Source organism: Pseudoalteromonas sp. ABV4_021, assembly GCF_056159365.1.
On record NZ_JBSWVB010000001.1, the window covers coordinates 298084 to 321256 of the forward strand.

General features: G+C 41.2%; 22 protein-coding genes. 18 read left to right on the forward strand and 4 right to left on the reverse strand.

What is annotated here, in order from left to right; all coding sequences use genetic code 11:
* Positions 1-328: 328 nt before the first annotated feature.
* Positions 329-1483 (forward strand): IS30 family transposase, encoded by a 1155-nt coding sequence (locus ACXAFE_RS01435; protein WP_475146905.1) that lies wholly within the window; start codon positions 329-331, stop codon positions 1481-1483.
* A gap of 186 nt (positions 1484-1669) precedes the next feature.
* Here the strand turns inward: ACXAFE_RS01435 and ACXAFE_RS01440 are convergent, their stop codons facing one another.
* From ACXAFE_RS01440 to sbcD, 3 genes are read right to left on the reverse strand one after another with little or no spacing between them, the layout of a single operon-like run.
* Positions 1670-2134 carry an RNA-binding S4 domain-containing protein gene (locus tag ACXAFE_RS01440; RefSeq protein WP_475147518.1) on the reverse strand — a complete coding sequence of 155 codons (465 nt, stop codon included), beginning with the start codon at positions 2132-2134 and terminating at the stop codon, positions 1670-1672.
* 11 nt (positions 2135-2145) lie between these two features.
* On the reverse strand, positions 2146-5817 hold the full coding sequence (locus tag ACXAFE_RS01445; protein ID WP_475147521.1) for an AAA family ATPase: 3672 nt from the start codon (positions 5815-5817) through the stop codon (positions 2146-2148).
* A complete protein-coding gene (gene sbcD / locus ACXAFE_RS01450; RefSeq protein ID WP_475147525.1) occupies positions 5814-7025 on the reverse strand; it encodes an exonuclease subunit SbcD in 1212 nt (403 codons plus the stop codon). Before sbcD ends, ACXAFE_RS01445 begins: the two co-directional genes overlap by 4 nt.
* A 205-nt stretch (positions 7026-7230) precedes the next feature.
* Here sbcD and ACXAFE_RS01455 point away from each other — a divergent pair, with 205 nt between their 5' ends.
* The gene (locus ACXAFE_RS01455) at positions 7231-8040 is read left to right on the forward strand and encodes an ion transporter (protein ID WP_475147528.1); all 810 of its coding nucleotides are present in this window, start codon (positions 7231-7233) and stop codon (positions 8038-8040) included.
* Between the two features lie 75 nt (positions 8041-8115).
* Complete coding sequence (locus ACXAFE_RS01460) at positions 8116-9435, forward strand: EAL domain-containing protein (RefSeq protein ID WP_475147532.1); 1320 nt, start codon at positions 8116-8118, stop codon at positions 9433-9435.
* A gap of 18 nt (positions 9436-9453) precedes the next feature.
* Here the strand turns inward: ACXAFE_RS01460 and ACXAFE_RS01465 are convergent, their stop codons facing one another.
* Complete coding sequence (locus tag ACXAFE_RS01465; RefSeq protein ID WP_475147536.1) at positions 9454-10359, reverse strand: 1-aminocyclopropane-1-carboxylate deaminase/D-cysteine desulfhydrase; 906 nt, start codon at positions 10357-10359, stop codon at positions 9454-9456.
* Between the two features lie 88 nt (positions 10360-10447).
* Between ACXAFE_RS01465 and ACXAFE_RS01470 the strand changes: the two genes are divergently transcribed.
* The 15 genes from ACXAFE_RS01470 to ACXAFE_RS01540 all read left to right on the forward strand — a co-directional run bounded on the left by ACXAFE_RS01470 (position 10448) and on the right by ACXAFE_RS01540 (position 23165).
* Entirely contained in the window at positions 10448-11389 is a 942-nt protein-coding gene (locus tag ACXAFE_RS01470; protein ID WP_475147541.1) for a hypothetical protein, read from the forward strand.
* A complete protein-coding gene (locus tag ACXAFE_RS01475) occupies positions 11373-11969 on the forward strand; it encodes a PilN domain-containing protein (protein ID WP_475147543.1) in 597 nt (198 codons plus the stop codon). The genes ACXAFE_RS01470 and ACXAFE_RS01475 overlap by 17 nt, the downstream gene beginning before the upstream one ends.
* Positions 11969-12661 (forward strand): hypothetical protein, encoded by a 693-nt coding sequence (locus ACXAFE_RS01480; protein ID WP_475147547.1) that lies wholly within the window; start codon positions 11969-11971, stop codon positions 12659-12661. The genes ACXAFE_RS01475 and ACXAFE_RS01480 overlap by 1 nt, the downstream gene beginning before the upstream one ends.
* Complete coding sequence (locus tag ACXAFE_RS01485) at positions 12639-12971, forward strand: hypothetical protein (protein ID WP_475147550.1); 333 nt, start codon at positions 12639-12641, stop codon at positions 12969-12971. The genes ACXAFE_RS01480 and ACXAFE_RS01485 overlap by 23 nt, the downstream gene beginning before the upstream one ends.
* Positions 12955-14628: a pilus (MSHA type) biogenesis protein MshL gene (gene mshL / locus ACXAFE_RS01490; protein ID WP_475147553.1), complete on the forward strand. Its 1674-nt coding sequence runs from the start codon at positions 12955-12957 to the stop codon at positions 14626-14628. Before ACXAFE_RS01485 ends, mshL begins: the two co-directional genes overlap by 17 nt.
* Positions 14628-15530 (forward strand): ExeA family protein, encoded by a 903-nt coding sequence (locus ACXAFE_RS01495; protein ID WP_475147556.1) that lies wholly within the window; start codon positions 14628-14630, stop codon positions 15528-15530. The genes mshL and ACXAFE_RS01495 overlap by 1 nt, the downstream gene beginning before the upstream one ends.
* Positions 15527-16693, forward strand: coding sequence for a tetratricopeptide repeat protein (locus tag ACXAFE_RS01500; protein ID WP_475147558.1), 1167 nt, complete (start codon positions 15527-15529; stop codon positions 16691-16693). Before ACXAFE_RS01495 ends, ACXAFE_RS01500 begins: the two co-directional genes overlap by 4 nt.
* Entirely contained in the window at positions 16683-18392 is a 1710-nt protein-coding gene (locus tag ACXAFE_RS01505; RefSeq protein WP_100912513.1) for a GspE/PulE family protein, read from the forward strand. The genes ACXAFE_RS01500 and ACXAFE_RS01505 overlap by 11 nt, the downstream gene beginning before the upstream one ends.
* A 4-nt stretch (positions 18393-18396) precedes the next feature.
* Positions 18397-19623 (forward strand): type II secretion system F family protein, encoded by a 1227-nt coding sequence (locus ACXAFE_RS01510; protein WP_475147567.1) that lies wholly within the window; start codon positions 18397-18399, stop codon positions 19621-19623.
* Positions 19624-19718: 95 nt separating this feature from the next.
* Complete coding sequence (locus ACXAFE_RS01515; RefSeq protein WP_054978946.1) at positions 19719-20102, forward strand: hypothetical protein; 384 nt, start codon at positions 19719-19721, stop codon at positions 20100-20102.
* A gap of 46 nt (positions 20103-20148) precedes the next feature.
* On the forward strand, positions 20149-20769 hold the full coding sequence (locus ACXAFE_RS01520; protein ID WP_475147570.1) for a type II secretion system protein: 621 nt from the start codon (positions 20149-20151) through the stop codon (positions 20767-20769).
* 26 nt (positions 20770-20795) lie between these two features.
* A complete protein-coding gene (locus tag ACXAFE_RS01525; RefSeq protein ID WP_475147575.1) occupies positions 20796-21335 on the forward strand; it encodes a prepilin-type N-terminal cleavage/methylation domain-containing protein in 540 nt (179 codons plus the stop codon).
* Positions 21336-21344: 9 nt separating this feature from the next.
* Entirely contained in the window at positions 21345-21812 is a 468-nt protein-coding gene (locus ACXAFE_RS01530) for a type II secretion system protein (RefSeq protein WP_475147580.1), read from the forward strand.
* Positions 21799-22341 carry a type IV pilus modification PilV family protein gene (locus ACXAFE_RS01535; RefSeq protein ID WP_475147585.1) on the forward strand — a complete coding sequence of 181 codons (543 nt, stop codon included), beginning with the start codon at positions 21799-21801 and terminating at the stop codon, positions 22339-22341. The genes ACXAFE_RS01530 and ACXAFE_RS01535 overlap by 14 nt, the downstream gene beginning before the upstream one ends.
* Positions 22341-23165, forward strand: coding sequence for a prepilin-type N-terminal cleavage/methylation domain-containing protein (locus ACXAFE_RS01540; protein ID WP_475147592.1), 825 nt, complete (start codon positions 22341-22343; stop codon positions 23163-23165). The genes ACXAFE_RS01535 and ACXAFE_RS01540 overlap by 1 nt, the downstream gene beginning before the upstream one ends.
* Positions 23166-23173 lie beyond the last annotated feature (8 nt).

Genomic DNA, 23173 nt, shown 5'->3' on the forward strand with positions numbered 1-23173 from the left:
AGATGGTAAGTGAAATAAATAGATTGTTTTTAAGTATGAGCTATCACGATTAGTAAATGAGGAGCTCTATAGTTTGGATTAATTCTATTTCCCTTTTAATCAAACCTGAAAAAGGGATTTAAATGAATAATGCGAGACAGGGAGCGAAGCGGTCGAGCAAGCCATGTACAACAGGGATGTTGCTTCATGGCGTTTATGTTCACATTTAAATTTCTTTTGAAGATTAGTTTGATTTTGGGGCGGCTTTTTCTTGGTTCGTTCTTTTTGGCCGTGTAGATTCAATTAATCAGTGCAACACTTTATTTATTCATAAAAGTGGAGCCTGTTAATGAGTAATAGTTCAGCTGTTCGTTTTACCGATAAAGAAAAAGATGAAGTTTGGCGAAGATGGAAGTCTGGTGAATCTTTGAGTGCTATCGGCAATATATTGGGACGCAAAGCGCCTTCAATTTATCATGTTTTATCTAAATATGGTGGTGTAAAACGGTTTAAACGAAAACGCTCTAAGAATCATCTGTCTTTAAATGAACGAGAAGAAATATCACGAGGTATAGCTCAAAATAAGTCTTTTAGGGTAATTGCTAAAGAACTCAAACGAGCGCCTTCGTCTATAAGTAGAGAAGTATCACGTAACGGCGGTATTCATAAATACAGGGCTTGTGCCGCTGACGATAAAGCTTGGAAACGTGCTAAAAGACCTAAACTTTGTAAACTAAAATTAAATCAAGAACTCGCATTATTAATAGCTGATAAGTTAAAAAATTTGTGGTCACCTGAACAAATAGCTGGTTGGCTAAAGTTACAATACCCAAATGATAAGAGTTGGCACGTGTCTCACGAAACAATCTATAAAAGCTTATATATCCAAACTAGGGGAGTATTGAAAAAAGAGTTACTTAAATGCCTTCGCTCCAAGCCAAGAATAAGAGGAGCTAGAACTAAAGAAAAAAACCAAAGAGGTCATATTCAAGAGCTAATTTCAATTAGTGAACGCCCCGCTTCGATTGAAGATAGGGCTATACCAGGTCATTGGGAAGGTGACCTTATTGAAGGTAGTCAAAAAAGCTATATAGCAACATTAGTTGAAAGGCAAACTAGGTATGTATGTCTTGTTAAAGTAAAAAATAAAAGCACGCATAATGTCATTCCTCAACTAATAAAGCATGCTCAAAAATTACCTAGTAGTTTATATAAATCGTTGACTTGGGATCGAGGTACAGAGCTCAAAGGTCATAAAACGTTTTCAGAACAAACAAATATTGATGTGTACTTTTGCGATCCTCAAAGTCCTTGGCAACGAGGCTCAAATGAGAATACTAATAGATTGTTAAGACAATACTTCCCGAAGGGTACAAATTTATCAATATATTCTCAGGAGGAATTAGATGATGTAGCACAAGCACTTAATAGTCGACCGAGAAAAACTCTTGGATTTTGTACACCGTTAGACAAATTTAAAGAGTGTGTTGCATTGACTGATTGATCACACACGTTTAAAAAGAATGAACGAGTGCGTCATGGATGACGCAAGATAAATGCAGGGAGGCAACGCTTTAATCGCAATTCAAAGATGATGTTGCTAGCACGATCACTAGGCTATCAATTCACTCTAAGGCTAAGAGTAAATAAATAACCAAGCAAATGACACTTAAAATCGAACCCTTTATCTTTACCCAAACGAGATTGGTTTTCTGCCAGTCTTTTTATCTTTGGTTTTCGCGTTTTTAGCGGCTGGTTTTTTATCCGCTTTTTTCGCTTTTGACGAAGCTTTGTTATTTGTAGGTGTTGTTGCTTTTGGCTCTTCAACTACTTCAGGCGCTTCAGTTACTGGCTGATATTCAGCTGCGTCATCATCTTGAACGTCGTCTTCAAATGACTCGTTTTCTTGGTAGTGACTTTCAGGGCTTTCACCTGAAAATTCGGCAACTTGGAATAGTTGACCGTCGAATTCTACCGTGTCACCAGCGTATACTTTTTTGCGTTTTTGTAGGCAAATTTCACCATTAAGAGCAACATAGCCGTCGGCAATTAGCATTTTTGCTTGGCCGCCAGACTCAACAAGATCGAGTAGCTTTAGTAAGTTACATAATTCAATCGGTTGCTCTTCAAGTTCTACAACAAAAGCTTGTGACATGGATAAATCTCTTAACTGGTTTCGCTGGCTATTGTATCAAACTTATAGGTGCGGTCGAGTTCGCTGATGCCTAAACCGGATTTTTTACGCACTTTAATTTGCACAGGAATGCGTTCTTTCATCGCATCAATATGGCTTATTACGCCAATGGTTTTGCCGCTGGCATGTAGGTTATCGAGCGCATCAAGGGCAATATCGAGTGTTTCTTTATCAAGTGTGCCAAAACCTTCATCTAGAAACAGTGAGTCAATACTCACTTTATGACTAACCAAATCAGAAAGCGCGAGCGCCAAAGCAAGGCTAACTAAAAAGCTTTCACCGCCAGACAGGGTATTGGTATCGCGTACTTGCTCGCCCTGCCAAAGGTCAATGATCTGCATTTCTAATGATTGATCTTCTTTGCGTTTTAATAGGTAGCGGCCAGTGAGCTTTTCAAGTTGTCGATTGGCAAGGTAAATCAAATTATCAAGCGTTAGGCCTTGGGCAAATTTTCTAAATTTATCGCCTTTTTGCGAGCCAATTAAACCGTGTAAATAATGCCAATCTTGGTACTCGCGGTTAAGTAAATCGAGCTCGTGTTTTAAATCTTTTAGCTTGTCTTGTCGCGCTGCATTTTCATTTATTTGATTGCTCAGTAACCCTAGTTGTTGGTTGGTTTGACCAAGTGTTTCGTTTAGTTCGTCAAAGGCACTTTGTAGTTGTTGGCTATTTAAGTTTAGCGTATTAAATTCGTGTGCTTGTTGGGCTTTCAATTCATTTGAAACAGTATTTATTTGCTCGTTATTAAGTGTAAGTGCAGCATCTAATTGGCGTTTAAGCTCGGCTAATTTCTCAAACTCATCAACTGGTAAACGTGCTTGTTGCGCCTCCTCAATGGTCGCATAAGGCGTTAGCTCCAATAATTGGCTTAGCTTGGTTTGCACTTCATTCAATTGCACATTGGTATCATTAAGTTGATCTTGCTTTTCACTCAGTTGACCATTGAGCTTAGTCAGTGCAGCGTGTAACTGCTGAGCATTTGCTTCGGCTGTTTTTACTTCAGTATGAAGCGCTTCTAAGTGCGCTTGTGATATTTGCTTTTCAGTTGCGGTTGATTTATCTCCAAACAGCTGTTGGCGTGTGTGTGCTTGCTCTGCAACTTCCTGCTGTGTGGTTTCATATTGATTTTTTAATTCACTCAGCTGTTTTGCAATATCCATTTGTTGCTGTGTTAAATGGTTGCGAGCCTGCTGTGCTAGAGCGAGTTGCTGTTGTACTTGTTGATATTTCTTATGCTGTGTTTTAAGTGTATTTAATTGCTGTTTCTGTTCGTTAAACCAGTTGGCTAAATCGGCTTCTTGGCATGAATAACCATTGTTATTAATTGTATATACAAGCTCTGTAAGTGCTGATTTATATAGCTCTTGCTGCTCACTAAAGGTTGTTAATAGCTTTTTATCTTTGTCAGTTACGTTTTGTAATTGTTCTGTCGTGCTATTAAGTTTTTCGCTCAGCAATTGTATTTGATGGTTTAACTCGCGCTCAGCGTGTTGCGCCTCGGTTAACTGAGTATTTATTGCTTTAACTTGCTCATGGTTTTGTAACGCGGTTGCAAGATGTTGCTCTGTTTCTGCAATAAGCGTTAGCAAAGCGGTTTCATCACTAATATCAACATGCTCAATCGCCCAAGTTGTCGCGATTGAATCTAGTTGCTTAGTTTTTATCGCGATTGCGCTATTTAATGCATCAATTTGCTGGGCGTTGCTGCTAAGTGTTGCGGAAAGTTTAATTATGTTTTGTTGTAAGTCACTTATCTCTTGTTTAAGCGTCGCGATTTGTGTGTTCTCAGTACCTGACGTGTGGCCAACCTCAAAATGACTTAAGTCGTGCTGAGCACTACCGCAAAGCGGGCAAGGGGTATCTTCTTCTAAATCTTGTCTTAGCAGTACTAATTGTGCTTCGGCATCTTGTAAGCGAAGTGAGGTATCTAAGCTTTGCTGCTGCGCTTTCAGTAGTGCATTTTGTGAAGCAAGCTCGGCTTCTAATTCAGGCTGGGCATTTTGTAAAACTTGAATCTGGGTTTTATCCGCAAAGATTTCGTTTGTTATTTGCTGCCATTGAGTTTGCTGGTGCTTTGCCGTTTTGGCTTTATCTACCGCTTGTTTAAGCGACTCGATTGTGTTTTCACACACATCAATATCACTGTTATCACCCAATTTGCTTAGTTGTGTTTGTAACTGAGTAATCTGTAGTTGATGCTGTTCACGCTTTGCTTGCTCTTTTGCGATACCTGTTTGTTGCTCGCTAATTGCTTGGTTTAAGGCGGTTTTGCTTTCGGCTAACTCGGTTAACTGGTTTTGTTGCTGCTGCAAAGACTGTGCGTTTAGTTGCAGTTTTGCGTGCTCATCAAGCCATGTTGAAAGCTGATGTTCAAATTGCTCTATATTGATGGTTTGATCAAAACTTGCAGCCAGCTGCTGCTTTTCAGCTTCTAGGTTATGAAGGTTACTTTCACTTTGTTGTAGCGCTTCAGTTTGCTCCTTCTCTTGTATATACAAGTTTTCTAGCTGCTGATTTAACTCGCTTAATTTGCTTTTGCTATGTGAAAGTTGGTTATCGAGAGGCGTTACTTGGTTATCAATAAGCTCAAATAATTCTTTTTGCGCTTGCTTGGCAGTATCGAGTTTAGTGGCGAGGGAATAATTTAACTCAACTACTTTTGCTTGCTCGCTTGCACGCAAGTTTGCTTGCTGTTGATAGCTTTTAATATTGGCAATTTGGTTTTGCTTGGCGGCGTTTAACGATGAGAGTTTATCTAAATCAACCGCGAGTTTTTGTGCGGGCAGGGCAGTTTCAAGGCGCGTTAGCGCTGGTTGTTTTTCAGCAAGTTCATTTTCAAGCTGAATTTTTTGCTTTTGCAGCTTTTCTAAACGATGTTGATTTTGTATAAGCTGGTTATGCCAATCGCGTTTTGCTTGTAGACTTGTAAGTTCGCTTTTTAAATTAGTTTGTTGTGTTTGTAGTTCGCCAATTTGCTGGTTTATTTCATTTATGCGTTCTTCAGGTAACAGTTCGAGCGATTCTGTTTTAGCGTTTAGTACATTAAGCGCATCGCGCGCTTCACCAAAACGTTGGTGTACTAATTGTGAAATTTGTCCGTAAATTTCGGTACCTGTAAGCTCTTCTAATAATTCGGCGCGGTCAGCTTCTTTGGCTTGTAAAAATGCGGCAAACTGCCCTTGCGACAACATCATGGATTTTGTGAAGCGGGCAAAGTTAAGGCCAGTTAGCGACTCGATTAGCTGATCTTTCTTTTTAATTTGCGAAGCAATAGGTTTGTTGCTCGTCACTTCAACCAGCTCTACTTCCGCTGGTTGTAAGTTACCGTCTGGCTTATTGCGGGCGCGGCGCATTGACCAAAAGGCACGATACACACCTTGGTTTACGGCAAATTCAACTTCCGCTAAACAATAACTGGTGCCACGGGTCATTATTTCATTGCTACTTGCCGTGATTGCACCAAGCCTTGGTGTGCTGTTATAAAGCGCTAAGCAAATGGCATCTAAAATAGTGCTTTTACCGGCGCCAGTAGGCCCAGTGATTGCAAAAATACCACTTTCGGAAAACGGTGCTTTGCTAAAGTCGATTTTCCATTCGCCTTTAAGCGAGTTTAAATTGGCAAAACGCAGCGACAATATTTTCATGACTGTGCTCCTTTTGCCGTATTAAGCAAAGATGTAAAGTGCTGGGTTAGGCGCTCCTTGCGAGCAAGCTCGTCGTCCGTCGTAAACTCTTCAAGTGCTAATCTTTTCTCAAAAACCTCTAAAGGGGTTATTTCAGACAGGTTTTCTTGCTTTTGTTGGCTAAGTTTAGCCACTTGTTTGCGTGCACGTTTTAGTTGTAATACTTCAACTGGTAGATCTTTGGTGAGATCTAACACGGTATTTTGCAGGTCGCTAATGTAGTCGTCGGTGCTAACTTCAATGCTCAGCCAGGTAGTGTCAGTTTGCTCTGCAAATACGGTTAATGCGTTTTTAATTTCAGCGAGGTTGCCTTTTATGGTGTGCATTGCTTGAAAGCACGGGATTTCAAGTTGACTAATTTGCTTAACATTTTGCCCTTCAAATTCAACTAAGTTGACCGATTTTGCGTGTTTTAATTCATCAAAACTAAGGGCGATTGGTGAGCCGCTATAAAACACATTACCTTCTTTGCCAACCTTTTGAGCGCCATGAATATGACCAAGGGCGATGTAATCTGCGTTTGGCAGTTGATGTGCGTTTATGCCCGAAAGATGGCCGATATAAATATCGCGCACTGACTCTGAGCTAGATGCGCCTACCGCAGTTAAATGGCCCGTCATAATAATCGGTATATCTTGCTTTGCTTTTAATGTTTGCGCGGCTTGAAAGGTGTTTTCAAAGTGCTCGTAAATGCCTTTGGCAAGGTTGTCTTGTTTTTCTTTTATACTTTCGTCGGCGCGGCTGGTGATAATGTCTTTACTGCGTAAAAATGGAATGGCACAAACATAACCTAGTGTTTTTTCGGCTTTAGTGATAGCGACGACTTGCTCTGCGACATTTTCACTTGCTTGCGATACCACATGGCAGTTTAGCGCTTTTACTAAGCTTTTAATCTCGTTAAGGGTGGCGACAGAATCGTGATTGCCTGCGGTAACAATCAACTGACAATTTGCCGCTTGCATTGCCAAAATAAGCTCACTGTAGAGGCTGCGAGCATAACTTGGTGGCGTGCCAGTATCAAAAATATCGCCTGCGATAATCACCGCATCTACTTGCTGCGTTTTAACTTGCTCAGCTAGCCATTTTATTAATAAATGGTGCTCTTTTTGCCGAGACTGATTAAAAAAGCTCTGGCCGAGATGCCAGTCAGATGTGTGAATAATGCGCATAAGAGTTCTTGATAGCAAAAAAACTCACTTTATCACTTTTTAATTAAACTCATAAAGGGCAATAAGTTGCATTAAGCATAATTTATAACAGCTGCTTTCAACGCATAACATGTTGTTACAGTGCGCTAATTTATCCGTTAGATCTTCGCTTAATGGATGGTTATAATGCGTTTTTTATTTTGCTAACCAGTAAGAGTAATTCAGTATGTTCACGGCCTTGCAAAGCCAATTTCAACGAATCGACGACAGTAAAGCGTTTCAAGCCTTTGTTATTTTTGTCATTGTGATATCAGCACTGAGTGTTGGTGCGCATACTTACGCCTTGCCTGTGTGGATGGAAAATCTCTTACTGCTGTTGGATAAAGGCATTACAGTATTTTTTGCGGTAGAAATTGCAATTCGTTTTATTGCTTCGAAAGGGCCTAAAGCGTTTTTCTCTAAGGGTTGGAATATTTTCGACACCATAATTGTGATTGGTAGCTTATTACCGGTTGCGGGTTCAACGGTGTTTATTGCGCGTTTACTGCGTATTTTCCGTGTGCTGCGTTTGGTTTCTATGGTGCCTGAACTACGTATGCTGGTGAATGCGCTGATTAAAGCGATTCCGCGCATGGGCTACATCGCACTACTCATGTTTGTGATTTTCTACATTTATGCCGCGGTTGGCAGCATGATGTTTAGCGAAATTAACCCAACGCTTTGGCGCGATGTATCAATTTCAATGTTGACGCTGTTCCGTGTAGCAACCTTTGAAGATTGGACAGATGTAATGTATGAAACCATGGCGGTGCACCCACTTAGTTGGATTTACTATTTGTCGTTTATCTTTTTAACTGCGTTTATTTTCTTAAATATGATGGTGGGTGTGGTGCTTGAAGTGATGACGCAAGAGCACGATAACTTTGTTAAAGAAAATACTGATGAATTAGATGAGCCTGCGACCAAAGGTGAAGTGCTTGAGTTAAAAGCGCAAATTGTTGAGCTTAATAAAATACTCAGTGAACGGCTGAAGTAACCGCCACTGCTCACTTGCGCATCTCGCTAACCTCGTTAACACTTATGTATAGTGAGTAGGTGTGGCGGATGTGCAATGTGGAACAACTTTAGTCGTATTCTTAATATACTCTACGTTGTTTGTGCGCTTTGGGCGTGTTTTGTTGCTTATTGGTTGTTAGAAAGTCTTACCGCTGTTATTGTGTGCGGTGCAATTGCCGCCATATTACTTCTGTTATTTATCCATCGCGCGTCATCCGGCGCACTATTAAAACTGCCCCCGCATATTTCATTTAAACGTCAAGCTGCACCTGTTTATGCATTAAACAGCAATGCGTTTGATGTATTTGTGTTGGTAAGTGGTGCGCCTATTGATAATTTGCAGGGGCTAGTTGTTCGCTTAAAAAAAGCATTTGCTAGTGACTTTGTATCTTGCAAGCAACTTAAAGGCGAACGTATCAGTATTACTATTAAATGCCCAAATGTGTGCGATGAAAGGCGATTTAATACACTTTTTAGTGAGGTTATGGCGCAGCATACCGACATTGCATTTGGCGCTTGTTTGTATCGCGAGCCGTGTCAGCAGCTGAATGTATATCAACTAGCAGAGCTTGCATTAGCTATCGCGAAAACAAAACAGCACGACCTTTGCCACACCTTAAAGCTCAATCAAACTAATCTTGCGCTGTTGCAATATTCGCTGCCAGATATGCTGAGTGACTTGTTAAATAAGCAGTTTTTATTGGTTTTTGAGCCGGTGTTTAGCGTGCATGGTGAAGCTTTGTTATTTCATCAAGTTGGTATCACCATTCGCCATCAAAAAATCGGATTGTGTGATGCAAAACAGTGTCTATTAGGCTGTATTGAGCCAGATAAGTTAATTGCGCTCGATTTGCATTTAATGCAGCAGCTAATTAAAACACTTGCACAAGACCCAGGGAGCGAACCTGTCTCTTTGTGTTTAGATCTCTCTACCTGGCAAAGTTATACAGCAGTAAATGAGCTAGTGGAACTTGTTGAGCAAGCGGGGTTTACCCAAGTGATCCGTTTTTCATTACCTGAAAGCGTATTTGTTAACGAATTTGAGAAAATCTCAGCACAATTTAAATTTGTTAAAAAGCATAATATTGCTATTTTGCTGGAGCATTGTCATGGCGCATTATTAGCGGTGCAAAAAGGCGTTAACTATTTAACAGGAATAAGTTTAGATAGCGATTGCTTTCAGCTGCTGCATGAACAACAAGAGAGCTTACTGACCGCCGTTGCCCATTTTGCCAATCAATACCAGTTGCAGTTATACGCAAATGGCGTAGCAAATAAATACCAACTTAACTTACTTGCAGAACATCATTTTTCCGGTGCTAGTGGGCGTTACTTTCAGCAAGGCGAAAGCAATATTGCGCTGGGATTAAACTAAATCCCCTAATTGAGGTTGTTAAATTAGCTTTCGGTATTTTAGTCCTGTTAATCCTTGTAAGCCACCGGTGTGAATCGCCATGATACGGGTGTTTGGTTTAATACTACCTTGCTTTATTCGGCTGAAAATTGTGAATAGTAATTTTCCAGTATAAATGGGCTCAAGTGGCAACTGCGCGCGCATGCTTTGGCAACACTGCCACAATTCATCTGTAAATTTACCGTAGCCTCCATAGTGATATTCGGTGAATAAATGCCAATTATCTTGTTGGTTAGCTTTAAGACTAAGCTTTTGGATTTCATCGGTTAAATAATTTGCTTGTTTTAATACCGCAACACCATAAATTTGAGTGCTATTAGGCAGGCCTTCAATCAATCCTGCTAAGGTTCCGCCACTACCAACAGCACACCAAACTTGATCTGTGGGTGGCAAGCTTTGTGCGAGTTCTATAACGCCTTTCATTGCGAGTTGGTTGCTGCCACCTTCTGGGATTATTAGGCTGTGTGGACGTTGTGTTTGTAATTCAGATAAATAGTCTTGCTCATAGCGTTTTCGGTAAGTTATACGATTAACAGGTGTTAGTGTTACGCCACAAGCGCTGGCAAATTTTAAACAGGGGTTGCTAGCATCAAGTTCTGGCCCGCGTACAATTACTTCTGTGTTAAACCCAAATAAGCGCGACGCGCCCGCTAACGCATATAAATGGTTTGAAAAAGCCCCTGAAAAACTCAGTAAATTTTTAACTTTGTTTTGGTGGGCATAGTGAAGATTGTATTTAAGTTTGCGCCATTTATTGCCGCTGATCAGTGGGTGTGTAAGATCATCGCGCTTCACAAATAGAGTGATGTTATTTTCAGCTAATATGGGATGCGCAATTTTTTGCACCGGTGTTTGATCAATATTTAGTTGGAAATCAATGCTCAAAGCACGAAACTCCTTGCTTAGGTTGGTTTGCTTGCTACACTAAGAGCAATAGCGCGTTTGATAGATAACATATTAAATAATAACAAATATGAAGAATTTATTGGCTCGAATTCCGTGGTTTAATAAGAATAATGATGGCTCACTGTTAGCTGGCATCTATATTGCGAGCGATAAAGTTGTATCTGTTATTCTGCATCGCGTTTCAGATAGTTTCGAAATCAAGCATACAGTGGTTGAGGCGTTTCAAAGTGAAACGGAAAAACTTCCGGCATTTAACCGAGTATTGGAAAAACTCCCCACGGGTGCGCAAGTGTGTTTAGCTATGCCCGAAAGCGCATACCAGTGGGTGCAGATTGAAAAGCCCAACTTACCAGAACAAGATATCGTGACATCGTTACCTTGGACGATTAAAGAGCTAGTTAGTTTAGAGCCTTCCGATATTATCGCCGATTATTATGATGCATCGTTAAAACAAGGTGGGCAAAATAAAATTAATGTGGTGGTAACAAGCCGCACCTTGTTAATGCCAATGCTTAAATTAATTAACGACAACGATATTGACCTGCACACTATTACCACTCCAGAAATGATGTTTTGCGACTTAGTAACGCAAGACAACGCAGCGCATATGTTGGTTTCGCAGCAATTGGGCAACGAGCCAAGCATTCATATTATTCGTGATGGCGAGCTATTGTTATCGCGTAAGCTGCGAGGCTTAATTCCACTGGCTGAGCAACCATTAAATCAATTGAAACTCGGGCTACTTGATGCACTAGGGTTGGAATTACAGCGCTCACTCGATTATTTTGAAAGCCAGCTAAAGCAACCTCCAATCAAAAGTTTGCAGTTGGCAATTCCAAATTTTGAAATTAACGGCATAGCGCAAGAGTTGAGTCAGTTTTTTCCAGCAAAAGTACTCGCGTTTGAACCACGCTTAGCGCTCTGTTTACAGCAAAATACTGAAGTGCAGCTAGCGATTGCGGCGGCATTATCTCAGGACTTGCGAGGTGACAATGAAGACTCGCATTAACTTATACTTAGATGAGCTAAAACCGAAGCGTGAGTTTTTTACGCTTAATAATATTGTGATGTGCTGGGGGGCTCTAATTATTGTGTTGGTGCTTGTTAGTATATTATTCGCGCGTTTTGAACATACATCTAAACAACAGCTATTATCGCTTCAAAGCGAATTAGACCGCACTAAAGCTGAGCTTACTCAAGTGCAGCGAGAGCTAGAACGAAAACAAGATAAATCGCCAGTATTACGCCGTATTGATAAGAAAAAACACGACAAACTTGAAATGCAAAAGTTGCTGCATTTTATGCAAGCGAAATCAAAGCAAGCTGAATTTGACTACGCACAAGTGATGGTCGATTTAGCCAGTAATACGCACAACGAAATATGGCTTAAATCGTTCCATTTTGTTGGTAACGATATTCAATTAATTGGCGAGGCGACACATGGCTCGGCTATTCCTGAATGGTTGAATGGCCTGAAGCGCTCAGAATATTTTGAGGCAAAAACCTTTTCGTTACTTGAATTTGATAAGCAAGAAACCGGTGTTGAGTTTCAAATTGCCACCCAATATAGCGGCCAAGGAGTGCAATAATGAAGGATACTTGGCAGCAGTGGTCAGAAAAACTCAGCACGCTAGAGCAACGTGAAAAGGTGCTGGTATTTTCAGTTGGCTTGTTTTTGATTGGTTACTTAACCATTTGGTTTGTAATTTCGCCGCTGCAAACTGCATATTCAAACAATCAGCAGCGAATTACTAATTTAACTAATCAACAGCAAAACAGCGAGCGACAATTAGTGGTGCTGAAAGATGCGCTTAGCAAAAGTTATGTGCAAGAGTTGTTGCAACAAGAGCAATCTCTTGAAAGTGAATTGCGGCAAATTAATCAGCAACTGGCTGATTTTAGCCTTACCTACATCTCGCCTGAAGATATGGCATTGGTATTGCAAAAAATTCTGCGTAAGCATAAAAATATTCAACTTTCGCGTTTTAAAATAAACCCAGTAGAAGCGATTTATGTCACTTCAAGCACTCCTGCTACGGCACAAGACCCTCAGGGGGAAGAGCCTCTAGCGCCGCGAGAAGTCGCGTTTTATCAACACACTATGTTGATAGAGCTAGAGGGTGAATATTTCGCGCTATTAAGTTATTTAAAACAAATTAAGAAGATTGAAGAAAAGTTATTTATTCAAGAATTTGATTACCAAGTGGACGAGTATCCGACAGGTAAATTGACATTAACCATTGCTACTGTAAGTGCGAATGATAAATTTATTGCGTTATAACCTTATTTTAATCTGCACGTGTTGTGGCTTTTCGCTGTCGGCAAAAAGCCTGCAAGATCCAACACGACCAAAAACACTTGAAGAGAGTAGTGTGGTTGCTAACAGTACGCAAGCAGATAACGCACTGGTGCTGCAATCGGTGTTTGTAAAAGATTCAGGCAACCTTGCGGTTGTTGCTGGGAAAATGGTAAGAATTGGTGACCAAGTTCAAGGCTATAAAGTGATAAAAATAACACCGGACTCGGTGACACTAGAGCAAGGTCAAACTAACAAGGTATTGAGACTTTATCAGCATGAAATTAAAAAATAACATTCTAAAAAGTTGGCTGGCAGTTTCAGCGTTATTGGTGTCTGGTTGTGAGCTTACGTCAGAGCCAACATTAAAGCCGCATATTCAACAAGAACTCAATGCGAAACCGCAAAGTACTGCAAACGAGCAGTTACCTACCGAACAAGCACCTGAAGGTTTTGAAGATGAATTACTGGCCTCCGTAGGAACCAGCGTTTCATTACCGAAAGAGTTTGAAATGACACGTTTTGATGTAAATGCCAATAAAGTGTCTATTAATGAATTCTTCGCGGGATTGGTTGCCGATACGCCGTATAGTGTTGCTTTACACCCAGAGGTGGAAGGTGAAATTTCACTTACGTTAAAAGATGTCACTATGGATGAAGTGACAAAAATTGTATCGCGTTTATACGGTATTGATGTATTTCGCGAAGGCAAAGTGGTGCAAGTATTACCGGCGAAAATGCGTACTGAGTCGATCCCGGTAAACTATTTAATGATGAAGCGTAGCGGATTATCTACGGTAAGCGTTGTTGCTGGTGGCGTGAGCCAGTTTGATCAAGGTGGCTCGGGCGGTAATGGTAATTCAGGTAACAATAATTCGAGCAATAACCAAAATATGGGTGGTAATAACACCTTTGGTGGTGGCTCTAATATGCAAATTAATGGTGCAAGCATTCAAACCAGCAGTGAAACTGACTTTTGGAAAGATCTGAAGCTGGCGATGGAATCCTTAATTGGTAAGGGCAGTGGCCGTTTTGTTATTGTTAGTCCGCAAGCAAGCTTAGTAACTGTTAATGCGTTACCAAGTGAAATTGCCGCGCTAAAAGAGTTTTTAAAAGCCAGTGAAGACAGCTTGCAGCGCCAAGTTGTGCTTGAAGCTAAAATAATTGAAGTAACCTTAAACGATGAATATCAGCAAGGGGTTAATTGGTCCGAAGTGTTAGGCCATATTGGCGCGACTGATCTAACTTTCTCAACCACTGCTGCAGCGCAAGTTGGCAATACTATCTCATCTCAATTAGGTGGTGTGACTAACTTAGTCTTTAAAAATGCTGATTTTAGCGGTGTGATTAACTTGCTTGAGACACAGGGTGATGTGCAAATGCTATCTAACCCACGTGTAACTGCAACGAATAATCAAAAAGCAGTGATTAAAGTGGGTGAAGACGAGTATTTTGTTACGGAAGTATCGAGCACTACGGTAACGGGCAATGCGACAACCACGTCACCAGAAATTGAACTAACGCCGTTTTTCTCAGGTATTGCGCTTGATGTAACTCCGCAAATTGATGAGTTTGGCTCGGTTATTTTACATGTTCACCCATCGGTGACCGAAACCGAAGAGCAAAACAAAGTCGTGACACTAAACGACCAAGACTATGTTTTACCGCTTGCGCAAAGTAATATTCGTGAATCCGATACCGTGATCCGCGCAGGTAGTGGCGAAATTGTGATTATTGGTGGCTTAATGCAAACTTTAACCACAGATCAAGAATCGAAAACGCCAGTTTTAGGCGATATGCCAATTTTAGGAAATCTATTCAAAAGCGTGCGTCGTGTGCAAAATAAAAAAGAGCTTGTCATTCTTATTCGCCCAACCGTGGTGATGGCAGATACTTGGCAACAACAGCAGCAACGTAGCCTTAAATTGTTGAATTCTTGGTACGGTAAGTAATGTATTTATCGCACTTCGGTTTGACCGAGTTACCCTTTTCGTTAACGCCCAATACGCAGTTTTATTGCGCGTTAGCTCCTCATAATGAAGCCATGGATGTACTGATTACTGCGCTCAATATGGGTGAGGGCTTTATAAAAGTTACGGGTGAAGTAGGTACCGGAAAAACATTGTTATGCCGAAAGCTGCTAAACAGCTTTGATGACTCAACCATAGTCGCGTATATCGCCAATTCGTATTTAAGCCCCGATGAGTTGCGTTATGCGATTGCTAACGAATTACAAATTGATATTAGCAGCGATTTAGATCAGCAATCGCTTAGCCAGAAAATTCAAGACCAACTGTTAGCATTAAATCATCAAGGTAAACGCGTTGTTTTAATTATTGATGAAGCACAGTGCTTAAGTTGGGATGCGTTGGAAGCAGTGCGCTTATTTACTAATTTAGAAACCGAAACACGTAAGTTAATTCAGGTTGTGTTATTTGGCCAGCCTGAGCTCGATAGCCGCTTAGCGAATCAAAAAGTGCGTCAGTTAAGGCAGCGAATTAGTTTTTCATACACTTTGCGCCCTATGACTAATGCTGAAGTGGCTTATTACATTCGTCATCGATTAGAACTTGCTGGAGTTGAGCAGCCCAAAGAGCTTTTTTCCAATAAGGTGTGTTTGCTTATTGCAAAAGCGAGTCGTGGTATTCCGCGTTTAGTTAATTTGTTAAGTCATAAAGTGCTTATTCAAGGCTATGGTGAAGGTATTCAAAAAGCCAAAGTAGCTTATGTGTATAGCGCCGCGCAAGATACAGAAGATTGCCGTTTATCCCGTTCACGTATTTGGCCAATGTACTTAGCTTTGTTGCTAGTAATCGGTACGGCGACATGGTTAATTGTTAAGGAACAACTATGAGTGTACTGAATAAAACGCTCAAGGGGTTAGAGCAAAGGCAAACAGAAGCTGCATCGAGCGCAGAGCGAGAACAAACAGTACGCGTAACACCAATCTCAGATATCGGTGAAAAATTGCATAAGTTAGCGATTCCAGTGTTAGCTGTGGTGGCATTATCGCTTGTTGCTTATGTGGTTTATTCAAAAGATTTGGTGCAGCATTTTTTTGTAAAATCGCCAAATCCTACTGAAAATGTTCCTGTGGCTACTGCTAATAACGACAAACCAGCTGTAAATGAGCCAACAAGTGAAACGACAAATCGCATGCTTGAACAGGAAAATGAACAAGCAAATCAGCAAGGAAACGAGCAAGTAACTGACCAATCTAAATCGTTAACGTCTCAATCATTACCGCAAGCAGAGAAAGTAATACAAACTATCGAGGTGGGTAATGATACAACTGCGACACAAGCTACCCGCTTAGCGCCACAAAAAGTGGTGCCAGCTGCAGAAGAAGCATCACCCGTTCAGCTTGTAGAGCGCGAAAAAGCGCGACCAACTGAACGTCAGGCGACGATGAAGCAAGTTACTAAGATAACAGCAACGCAACAGGCAAATGAGCATTTTCAAGCCGGAAAAAAAGCCTTCACGTTTGGTTTGGTAGGTGAAGCAATTGCTGCGTTAGAGCAGTGTATTGCAGTACTAAATGAACATATTGAGTGTCGTAGCCTATTGGCCGCAGCGTTTTACGGCCGCCAAGACACCGTGAAAGCCAGTAATGTACTGGAACAAGGTTTAAGTTTAAAACCCGACAGTATGGAGTGGCGAACTCTGCTGGCGCGCATTTACGCGGACAATAAACAATATAGCGAAGTACTGAGTGTATTGCCGCAGCGCTATGAAAGCCAAGGTGATAAAGATTTTTGGATATTAAAAGGCTTAGCTGCGCAGCAATTAGAGCAACACGAAGTGGCTTTGCGCAGTTTTAAAAAATTAACACTATCACAGCCAGAACAAGGTAAGTGGTGGTTAGCAATGGCGCGTTCCGCTGAATTTCTACAACAGTGGCAAAATGCGATGCAATATTACACAACAGCGACGCAAATTGGCAATTTGTCGCCTGCATCACAGCGTTATGCTGTTGAGCGTTTACAGTTTATAAGAGGTCGACTCGATGCGTCCTAGGTTAAAAATGCGATTAGGTGATTTGTTGGTTCATGAACATATCATCTCGGAACAACAACTCAACGATGCGCTTCAAGCACAAAAAATAACGGGGCGAAAGCTCGGTGCTACATTGATTGAACAGCAAGTGATTGAAGAAACTCAGTTACTACGCTTTTTAGCGCAGCAACTTAATGTTGCGTTTGTAAACTTAGACAATGAAAAGCTCGATCCAAAGGTGGTTAAGCTGATCCCTGAGGTTTACGCTCGTCGTTTTAGAGCGCTGGCATTAGCAGACCTTGGTGAGTCGATTCAAATTGCGATGAGTGATCCGGCTGATTTATCGAGTTTAGATCAGCTAGCGCCTATTGTTGCACCAAAACAAATTGAAATCGTTGTAGCACAAGAGAAGCAAATTCTTAATGCGTTCGATAATTTATATCGCCGCACGCAAGACATTGAAAGCTTTGCATCTCAGCTGCAAGAAGAGTATCAAGAAACCGAAGAGTTTGAGCTTAACGCGCTTGACGAAAACACCTCAGATGCCACGGTTGTAAAATTACTGCAATCGATTTTTGAAGATGCAGTGCAAATGCGTGCGTCGGATATTCATATTGAACCTGATGAAGGAATTTTACGCATTCGTCAGCGTATAGATGGCATTTTGCATGAAAACACCCTTGATCAAGTAGCTATTTCAGCGGCATTGGTATTGCGCCTTAAGTTAATGTCGGGCCTTGATATTTCAGAGAAGCGTTTACCGCAAGATGGTCGCTTTAATATCACCATCAAAGGTCACAATATTGATGTGCGTGTTTCAACCATGCCGGTACAGCATGGTGAGTCAGTGGTAATGCGTTTGCTCGATCAGTCGGCGGGTCTATTAACGTTAGATGAAACCGGTATGCCTCTAAAAGTACTCAATAAAATGCGCACAGCACTAAAGCGACCACACGGCATGATTTTGGTTACAGGGCCAACGGGTTCGGGTAAAACCACGACACTTTACGGTGCATTAAGTGAGTTAAACCAATCAAGCAAAAAGATCATTACCGTTGAAGATCCCGTAGAGTATCGTTTACCACGTATTAACCAAGTTCAGGTAAATAGCAAAATTGGGTTAAGTTTTGCATCTGTATTACGTACTACACTTCGTCAAGACCCTGATATTTTGATGGTAGGTGAGATGCGAGATCAAGAAACGGTTGAAATTGGTTTGCGCGGTGCGTTAACCGGTCACTTAGTTTTATCAACATTGCATACCAATGATGCGATTACCAGCGCCATGCGTTTAATTGATATGGGAGCGCCAAGCTATTTGGTTGCAAGCTCTTTGCGTGCGATTTTAGCGCAGCGCCTAGTGCGTCGTGTATGTGATAAATGTGCTAGCGATTATACGCCTGATGCACAAGAACTTGCTTGGGTAAATCATATCAATCCTCGCTTTAGCGGCGCGCAGTTTAAGTTAGGCAAAGGTTGTAACAGTTGCAATCAGACCGGTTATCGTGGCCGGATAGGTGTGTTCGAATTACTAGAAATGAACGAGCCTATGATGGATGCACTACGTTTAGCTGATACACAAGCGTTCTCAGAAGCGGCGCGCGCAAACCCAGAGTTTGAACCTTTATCAGTGATGGCACTGGATTACGCAAGCCAAGGCATTACCTCACTTGAAGAGGTGTTTAGAGTGGCTGAAAGTTTGCCTGAGTTAGTAGGTTAAGCCGATGCCGTTTTTTGCCTATCAAGCAAAAGATAAACAGGGCAAACCGGTTAACGGTGAGCTTGAGGCGCATGATGATAATGCGGCTGCAGATGTACTATTGAGGCGTGGGTTAATACCGCTGTCTATTAAACCTAGTACTGGTGAAAAAGAGGGTGAGAACTCGCCGATAATGGCGTTTTTTCAGCCAAAAGTGACCCTTGATGAGTTGATTGTTTTTTCACGCCAAATGTACTCGCTAATGAAAGCGGGGATTCCGATTATTCGGGCGATTGTTGGGCTTGCTGAAACCACTACACACCCCGTTTTTCGCGATGCTTTGCTCGATGTCGCAAAACAACTAGAGCAAGGTCGCAATTTATCCGCGGCATTTGCCAGTCACAAAAAGATATTTAACCGTTTAATGGTATCGATTGTGGTAGTGGGTGAAAGTACGGGTAAGTTAGAAGATGCATTTTTGCAACTTGCGACGTATTTTGAACAAGAGCACGAAACACGTAAGCGTATTAAAGCAGCGATGCGCTATCCAACGTTTGTGGTTATTGCGTTGGCAATTGCAATGTTTATTCTAAATATTTTCGTTATTCCAACCTTTGCTGAGATGTTTGCAAAGTTTAATGCCGAGCTGCCATTAATGACGCGAATTTTGATTGGCACATCCAACTTTTTTGTAACGTATTGGCATCTGCTTTTACTTGGTATTTTAGGGGCTTTTATAGGCGTTAGAAGTTATCTAAAAACACCTGTAGGTAGGCTGAAATGGGACAGAGTAAAGCTTAGAATTCCCATTGTGGGCGGTATTATCGAACGCTCATTACTGGCGCGCTATAGCCGTTCTTTCGCTATGATTTTGCGCGCAGGCGTACCCATGACGACCGGGCTATCATTGGTGGCCGAAGCGATTGATAACGCCTTTATGGAAGAGAAAGTAATCGATATGCGACGCAGTATTGAAAAAGGTGAAAGCTTGCTGCGCGCATCGAAAAACAGCGAACTGTTTACTCAATTAGTATTGCAGATGGTCGCCGTAGGCGAAGAAACCGGGCGAGTAGAGGAGTTATTGCAAGAAGCGGCTGAATTTTACGAGCGTGAAGTAGATTTTGATTTAAAGAGTTTAACTGCCAAAATTGAGCCAATTCTAATTTCGATTGTGGCAGGTATGGTGCTTGTTTTAGCCTTAGGTATCTTTACGCCAATGTGGGATATGATGTCGGCAATTAAAGGACGATAAATGTGGCAGATAGGCAAGAATCTAGCACTGGGTTATATCGTTTTATAATCATATTGATTATTTTTTGCCTGCTTTACTGGGTGTTGGCAGGAAAAATGCTAGGCTTATATGATGAAGTAGAACAAGTGGTTGCAAAAAAATCAAAAGATGAGTTTGTAACTAGCATCAACCATATTAGGCATCAATGGATGCGAGATAAGCAAAGCGAAGTTGAAATGTCGTTGGTCGCACAGTCATCGCTAAGTAGCGAAGGGGTGTTAAAAGCACGTGTTAACCGTAATGGATTTGTAACCCACGTAGTTACCTCATCCAAAGCGCAATGTGATGGCTTGTTCGAAAACTTACAGTCGATTGCGTTATCGGATGTTAACAGTGTAGAAATATTAGATCACGGTCAAATAATTGGCTGTAAATACTATAAAAATTCAGTTTTACTATTTAAGTACATGTTCTTAAATGGCATAGTGAGCAATAGTTAGAGCATAAATGTAAACTTTGGTTACAATTAAGTCGTCGAGGCGTCAAATGAAGAAAAATCTAGCAAAGAACACAGGTTTTACATTAATCGAAATGATTATTGTAGTGATAATTTTAGGCTTACTGGCTGTGACCGCATTGCCGCGCTTTATTGATATTCAAGAAGAAGCAGAGCGCTCGACGGTTGAAGGCGTTGCAGGTGGTTTAGCCGCTGCAGTTGGCCTAGTACGCGGTCAATGGGAAGTGTTAGGTCGCCCTGACAATAATACCGCTATCAACTTTATTGATTATGATACAACGCGTGTTGGTATTGACCCAGATATTGGCTACCCAACATCAGGTGTGGACGCCGCGGGTAATGAAATAGCTGGTTCGACAGAGTCAACAGCCTTAACAGCACTAAAATGCCAAGGCGCTTTTAATTCAGTGTTGCAAAGTGCGCCATCTAACACTGTTGTGGCAACAGTCGCGGAGCTTGAACAAAATACTTATTTTGTAAGACACGATGCAGATGGTGCAGCCAATGGTAATGGTGGCGTTTGTCTCTATTATTTAGTAAGCGCGCTTGATATCAATTCTCCTCCAGCGGCAAACAGCCCTGCAGACACAAATTTACGTGGTATTGAATACACTCCAGCAACTGGCGTAGTGCGAGTTTTTGGTAACTAATTTTAGGCTTTAAAGAGGTAAGAAATATGAAAAAGCAAACAGGTTTTACATTAGTCGAATTAATTATCGTTATTGTAATTTTAGGTATTTTAGCAGTAACAGCAGCACCTAAATTCTTAGATTTACAAGGTGATGCTAATGCTTCGACTATTCAAGGTGTTGCAGGTGCAGCAGATAGCGCAAGCTCAATCGTTTACGGTAAATCAGTGATTGCAGGTGAGCAAAAGCTGACAGCCCAAAATATTCAAGCAGATACTGGTGAGACGATTAATACTGAATATGGTTATCCAGAAGCATCTGCAAACGGTATTGTTTTAGCAATGGATGTTAGTGTTGACGTTGCAGGCAATAGCGATGCTGATTTTAATTTTTCAACAGGTACGGCATCAGGCATTACAGGAGTTACCGATGGTACGCCAGTAGCATACTTTTATGCCAATGGTACACCAAATCCGGCGGCTCCAGGTAGTGCTACCGAGTTTTGTGCGGTGACATATGTTGAAGCTGAGCTTGATGGTACAACATATGTTGCAGCTAAAACATTTGTTGATACAACAGGCTGTTAACTATATTAAATGAAACAACAAGGTTTTAGTCTTGTCGAGCTAATAATAACCTTGGTAATTTTAGGCACCTTGGCGGTAACTGTGGTGCCTAAATTTTTTACAAACGAAAGTTTTGATAGCTTTGAGTTCCGCGACAGAACCCTTACTATATTGCGCACTATGCAACTGCGCGCAATGCAAAATACAAATAATACTTTATCTCACAAAGTGTGTTTTAGTAGCGCTCAAATCGCACCTGCAATGACCAATAATTGCGCTAACTTAGCGCTCGACTTTGCCTATCTTGTTGTCAATATTCCAACTACTAGCACAGCAACACGTATCCAAACCCTTGATTCAAATAATGCCAGTTTTAGTGAGGTCGAGTTTGATGATTATGGTAGACCAAATTTAAATTGCGCCGCAAATTGCAAAATCGACTTTGGTGAGGTGGATATTTGCATTTCTGCACAAGGTGGCATTTATGCATGTGAATAGTCTTAAGGGCTTTACCTTAGTTGAAGTGATTTTTGGCATAGTGTTAATGGCGATTGTGCTTACCATAGTAACAGGCCTGTTAGCGCCACAGGCAAAGCAAAGTGCCGATCCCGTGATTCAAGTTAAAGCCAATGAACTCGGTCAGGCGATGATGAACGAGATTTTAGGGCGTTCATTCGACGAGCAATCACGACGCAGCCCTCCTTATACTCAATGCGGTATAGCTCCCAATTTATGTAAATCGCCAGCTGAATTAGGCAGTGATAGTGGTGAAACGCGTGCGGAATTTAATGATGTAGATGACTTTATTGGCAATTACCAAGCTGCAGATTTACAAAATAGCTTAGGCCAACCAGTTGCAAACCTTTATCCTGGCTTTAGCCTGTCAGTTAGTGTTGTTTACGATGATGATGCCAATGGTGTAGCAGATACATCTGGTGATTTTAATACCTTAAAACTAATCACGGTAACTGTGACAGCGCCAACAGGCGATGTATATGGTTTCTCTGCCTACAAAGGTAATTACTAATGAACCGTGCTAAACGAACAGGTTTTAGCTTGGTCGAACTGATAATTGTGATTGTTATTATCGGTATTGTAAGCATTAGCACGATGCAGTTTATAAAGTTTGGTGCACAAATTTATGCAACAGGTACAGAGCGTGATGAAGTGGTAGCACAAGCGCGTTTTGCCTTACTGCGTTTAAGTAAAGAGTTACGTCAAGCAACGCCTAATTCGATTCGAGTTCAAGCTGGCAATGTTTCAGGTCAAACGTTTCAGTGTTTAGAGTTCACCCCGTTTAAAGCCAGTAGTATCTATGTTAACAATCCACCGCTTGATATCTCAAGTGCAGGTGATTTGATTGTTGTGGCGTTTAATAATGAAGATAAAGCATTTGAAAATGATCGTGTCACCTTGTATCCACAAAGCCCTGCCGATATTTATGATTTGAGTAATAATCGCGTTCGCTTGTTATCGGCAGACCCGGTTGAAGAAGAGACAAATAAAACACAGCGTTGGTCATTTGATAATGGCTTTGCAGTTTCCTCTCCAACGCAGCGATTGTTTGTATTGAATAACAGCCCAATTAGCTTTTGTGTTGAAGGTGATAGTTTGTATTATTATCAAGGTTATGATTTTGAAGTGAATCAGCCAACACCTTCACTTTTGCATGTGCTTGATGGAGTGAAAGGTCAGTTATTAGCGAAATACATTTCAGAGCACTTAGTTTTTGAGTTTAATGACGCAAGCTTAACGCGAAATGCTATTGTTAATATAAGGCTGGCGATGGGATTTAATAGCTCTGAATCCTTGGTATTTAACCATGAAGTGCATATTCCAAACGTGCCCTAGAGAAATGT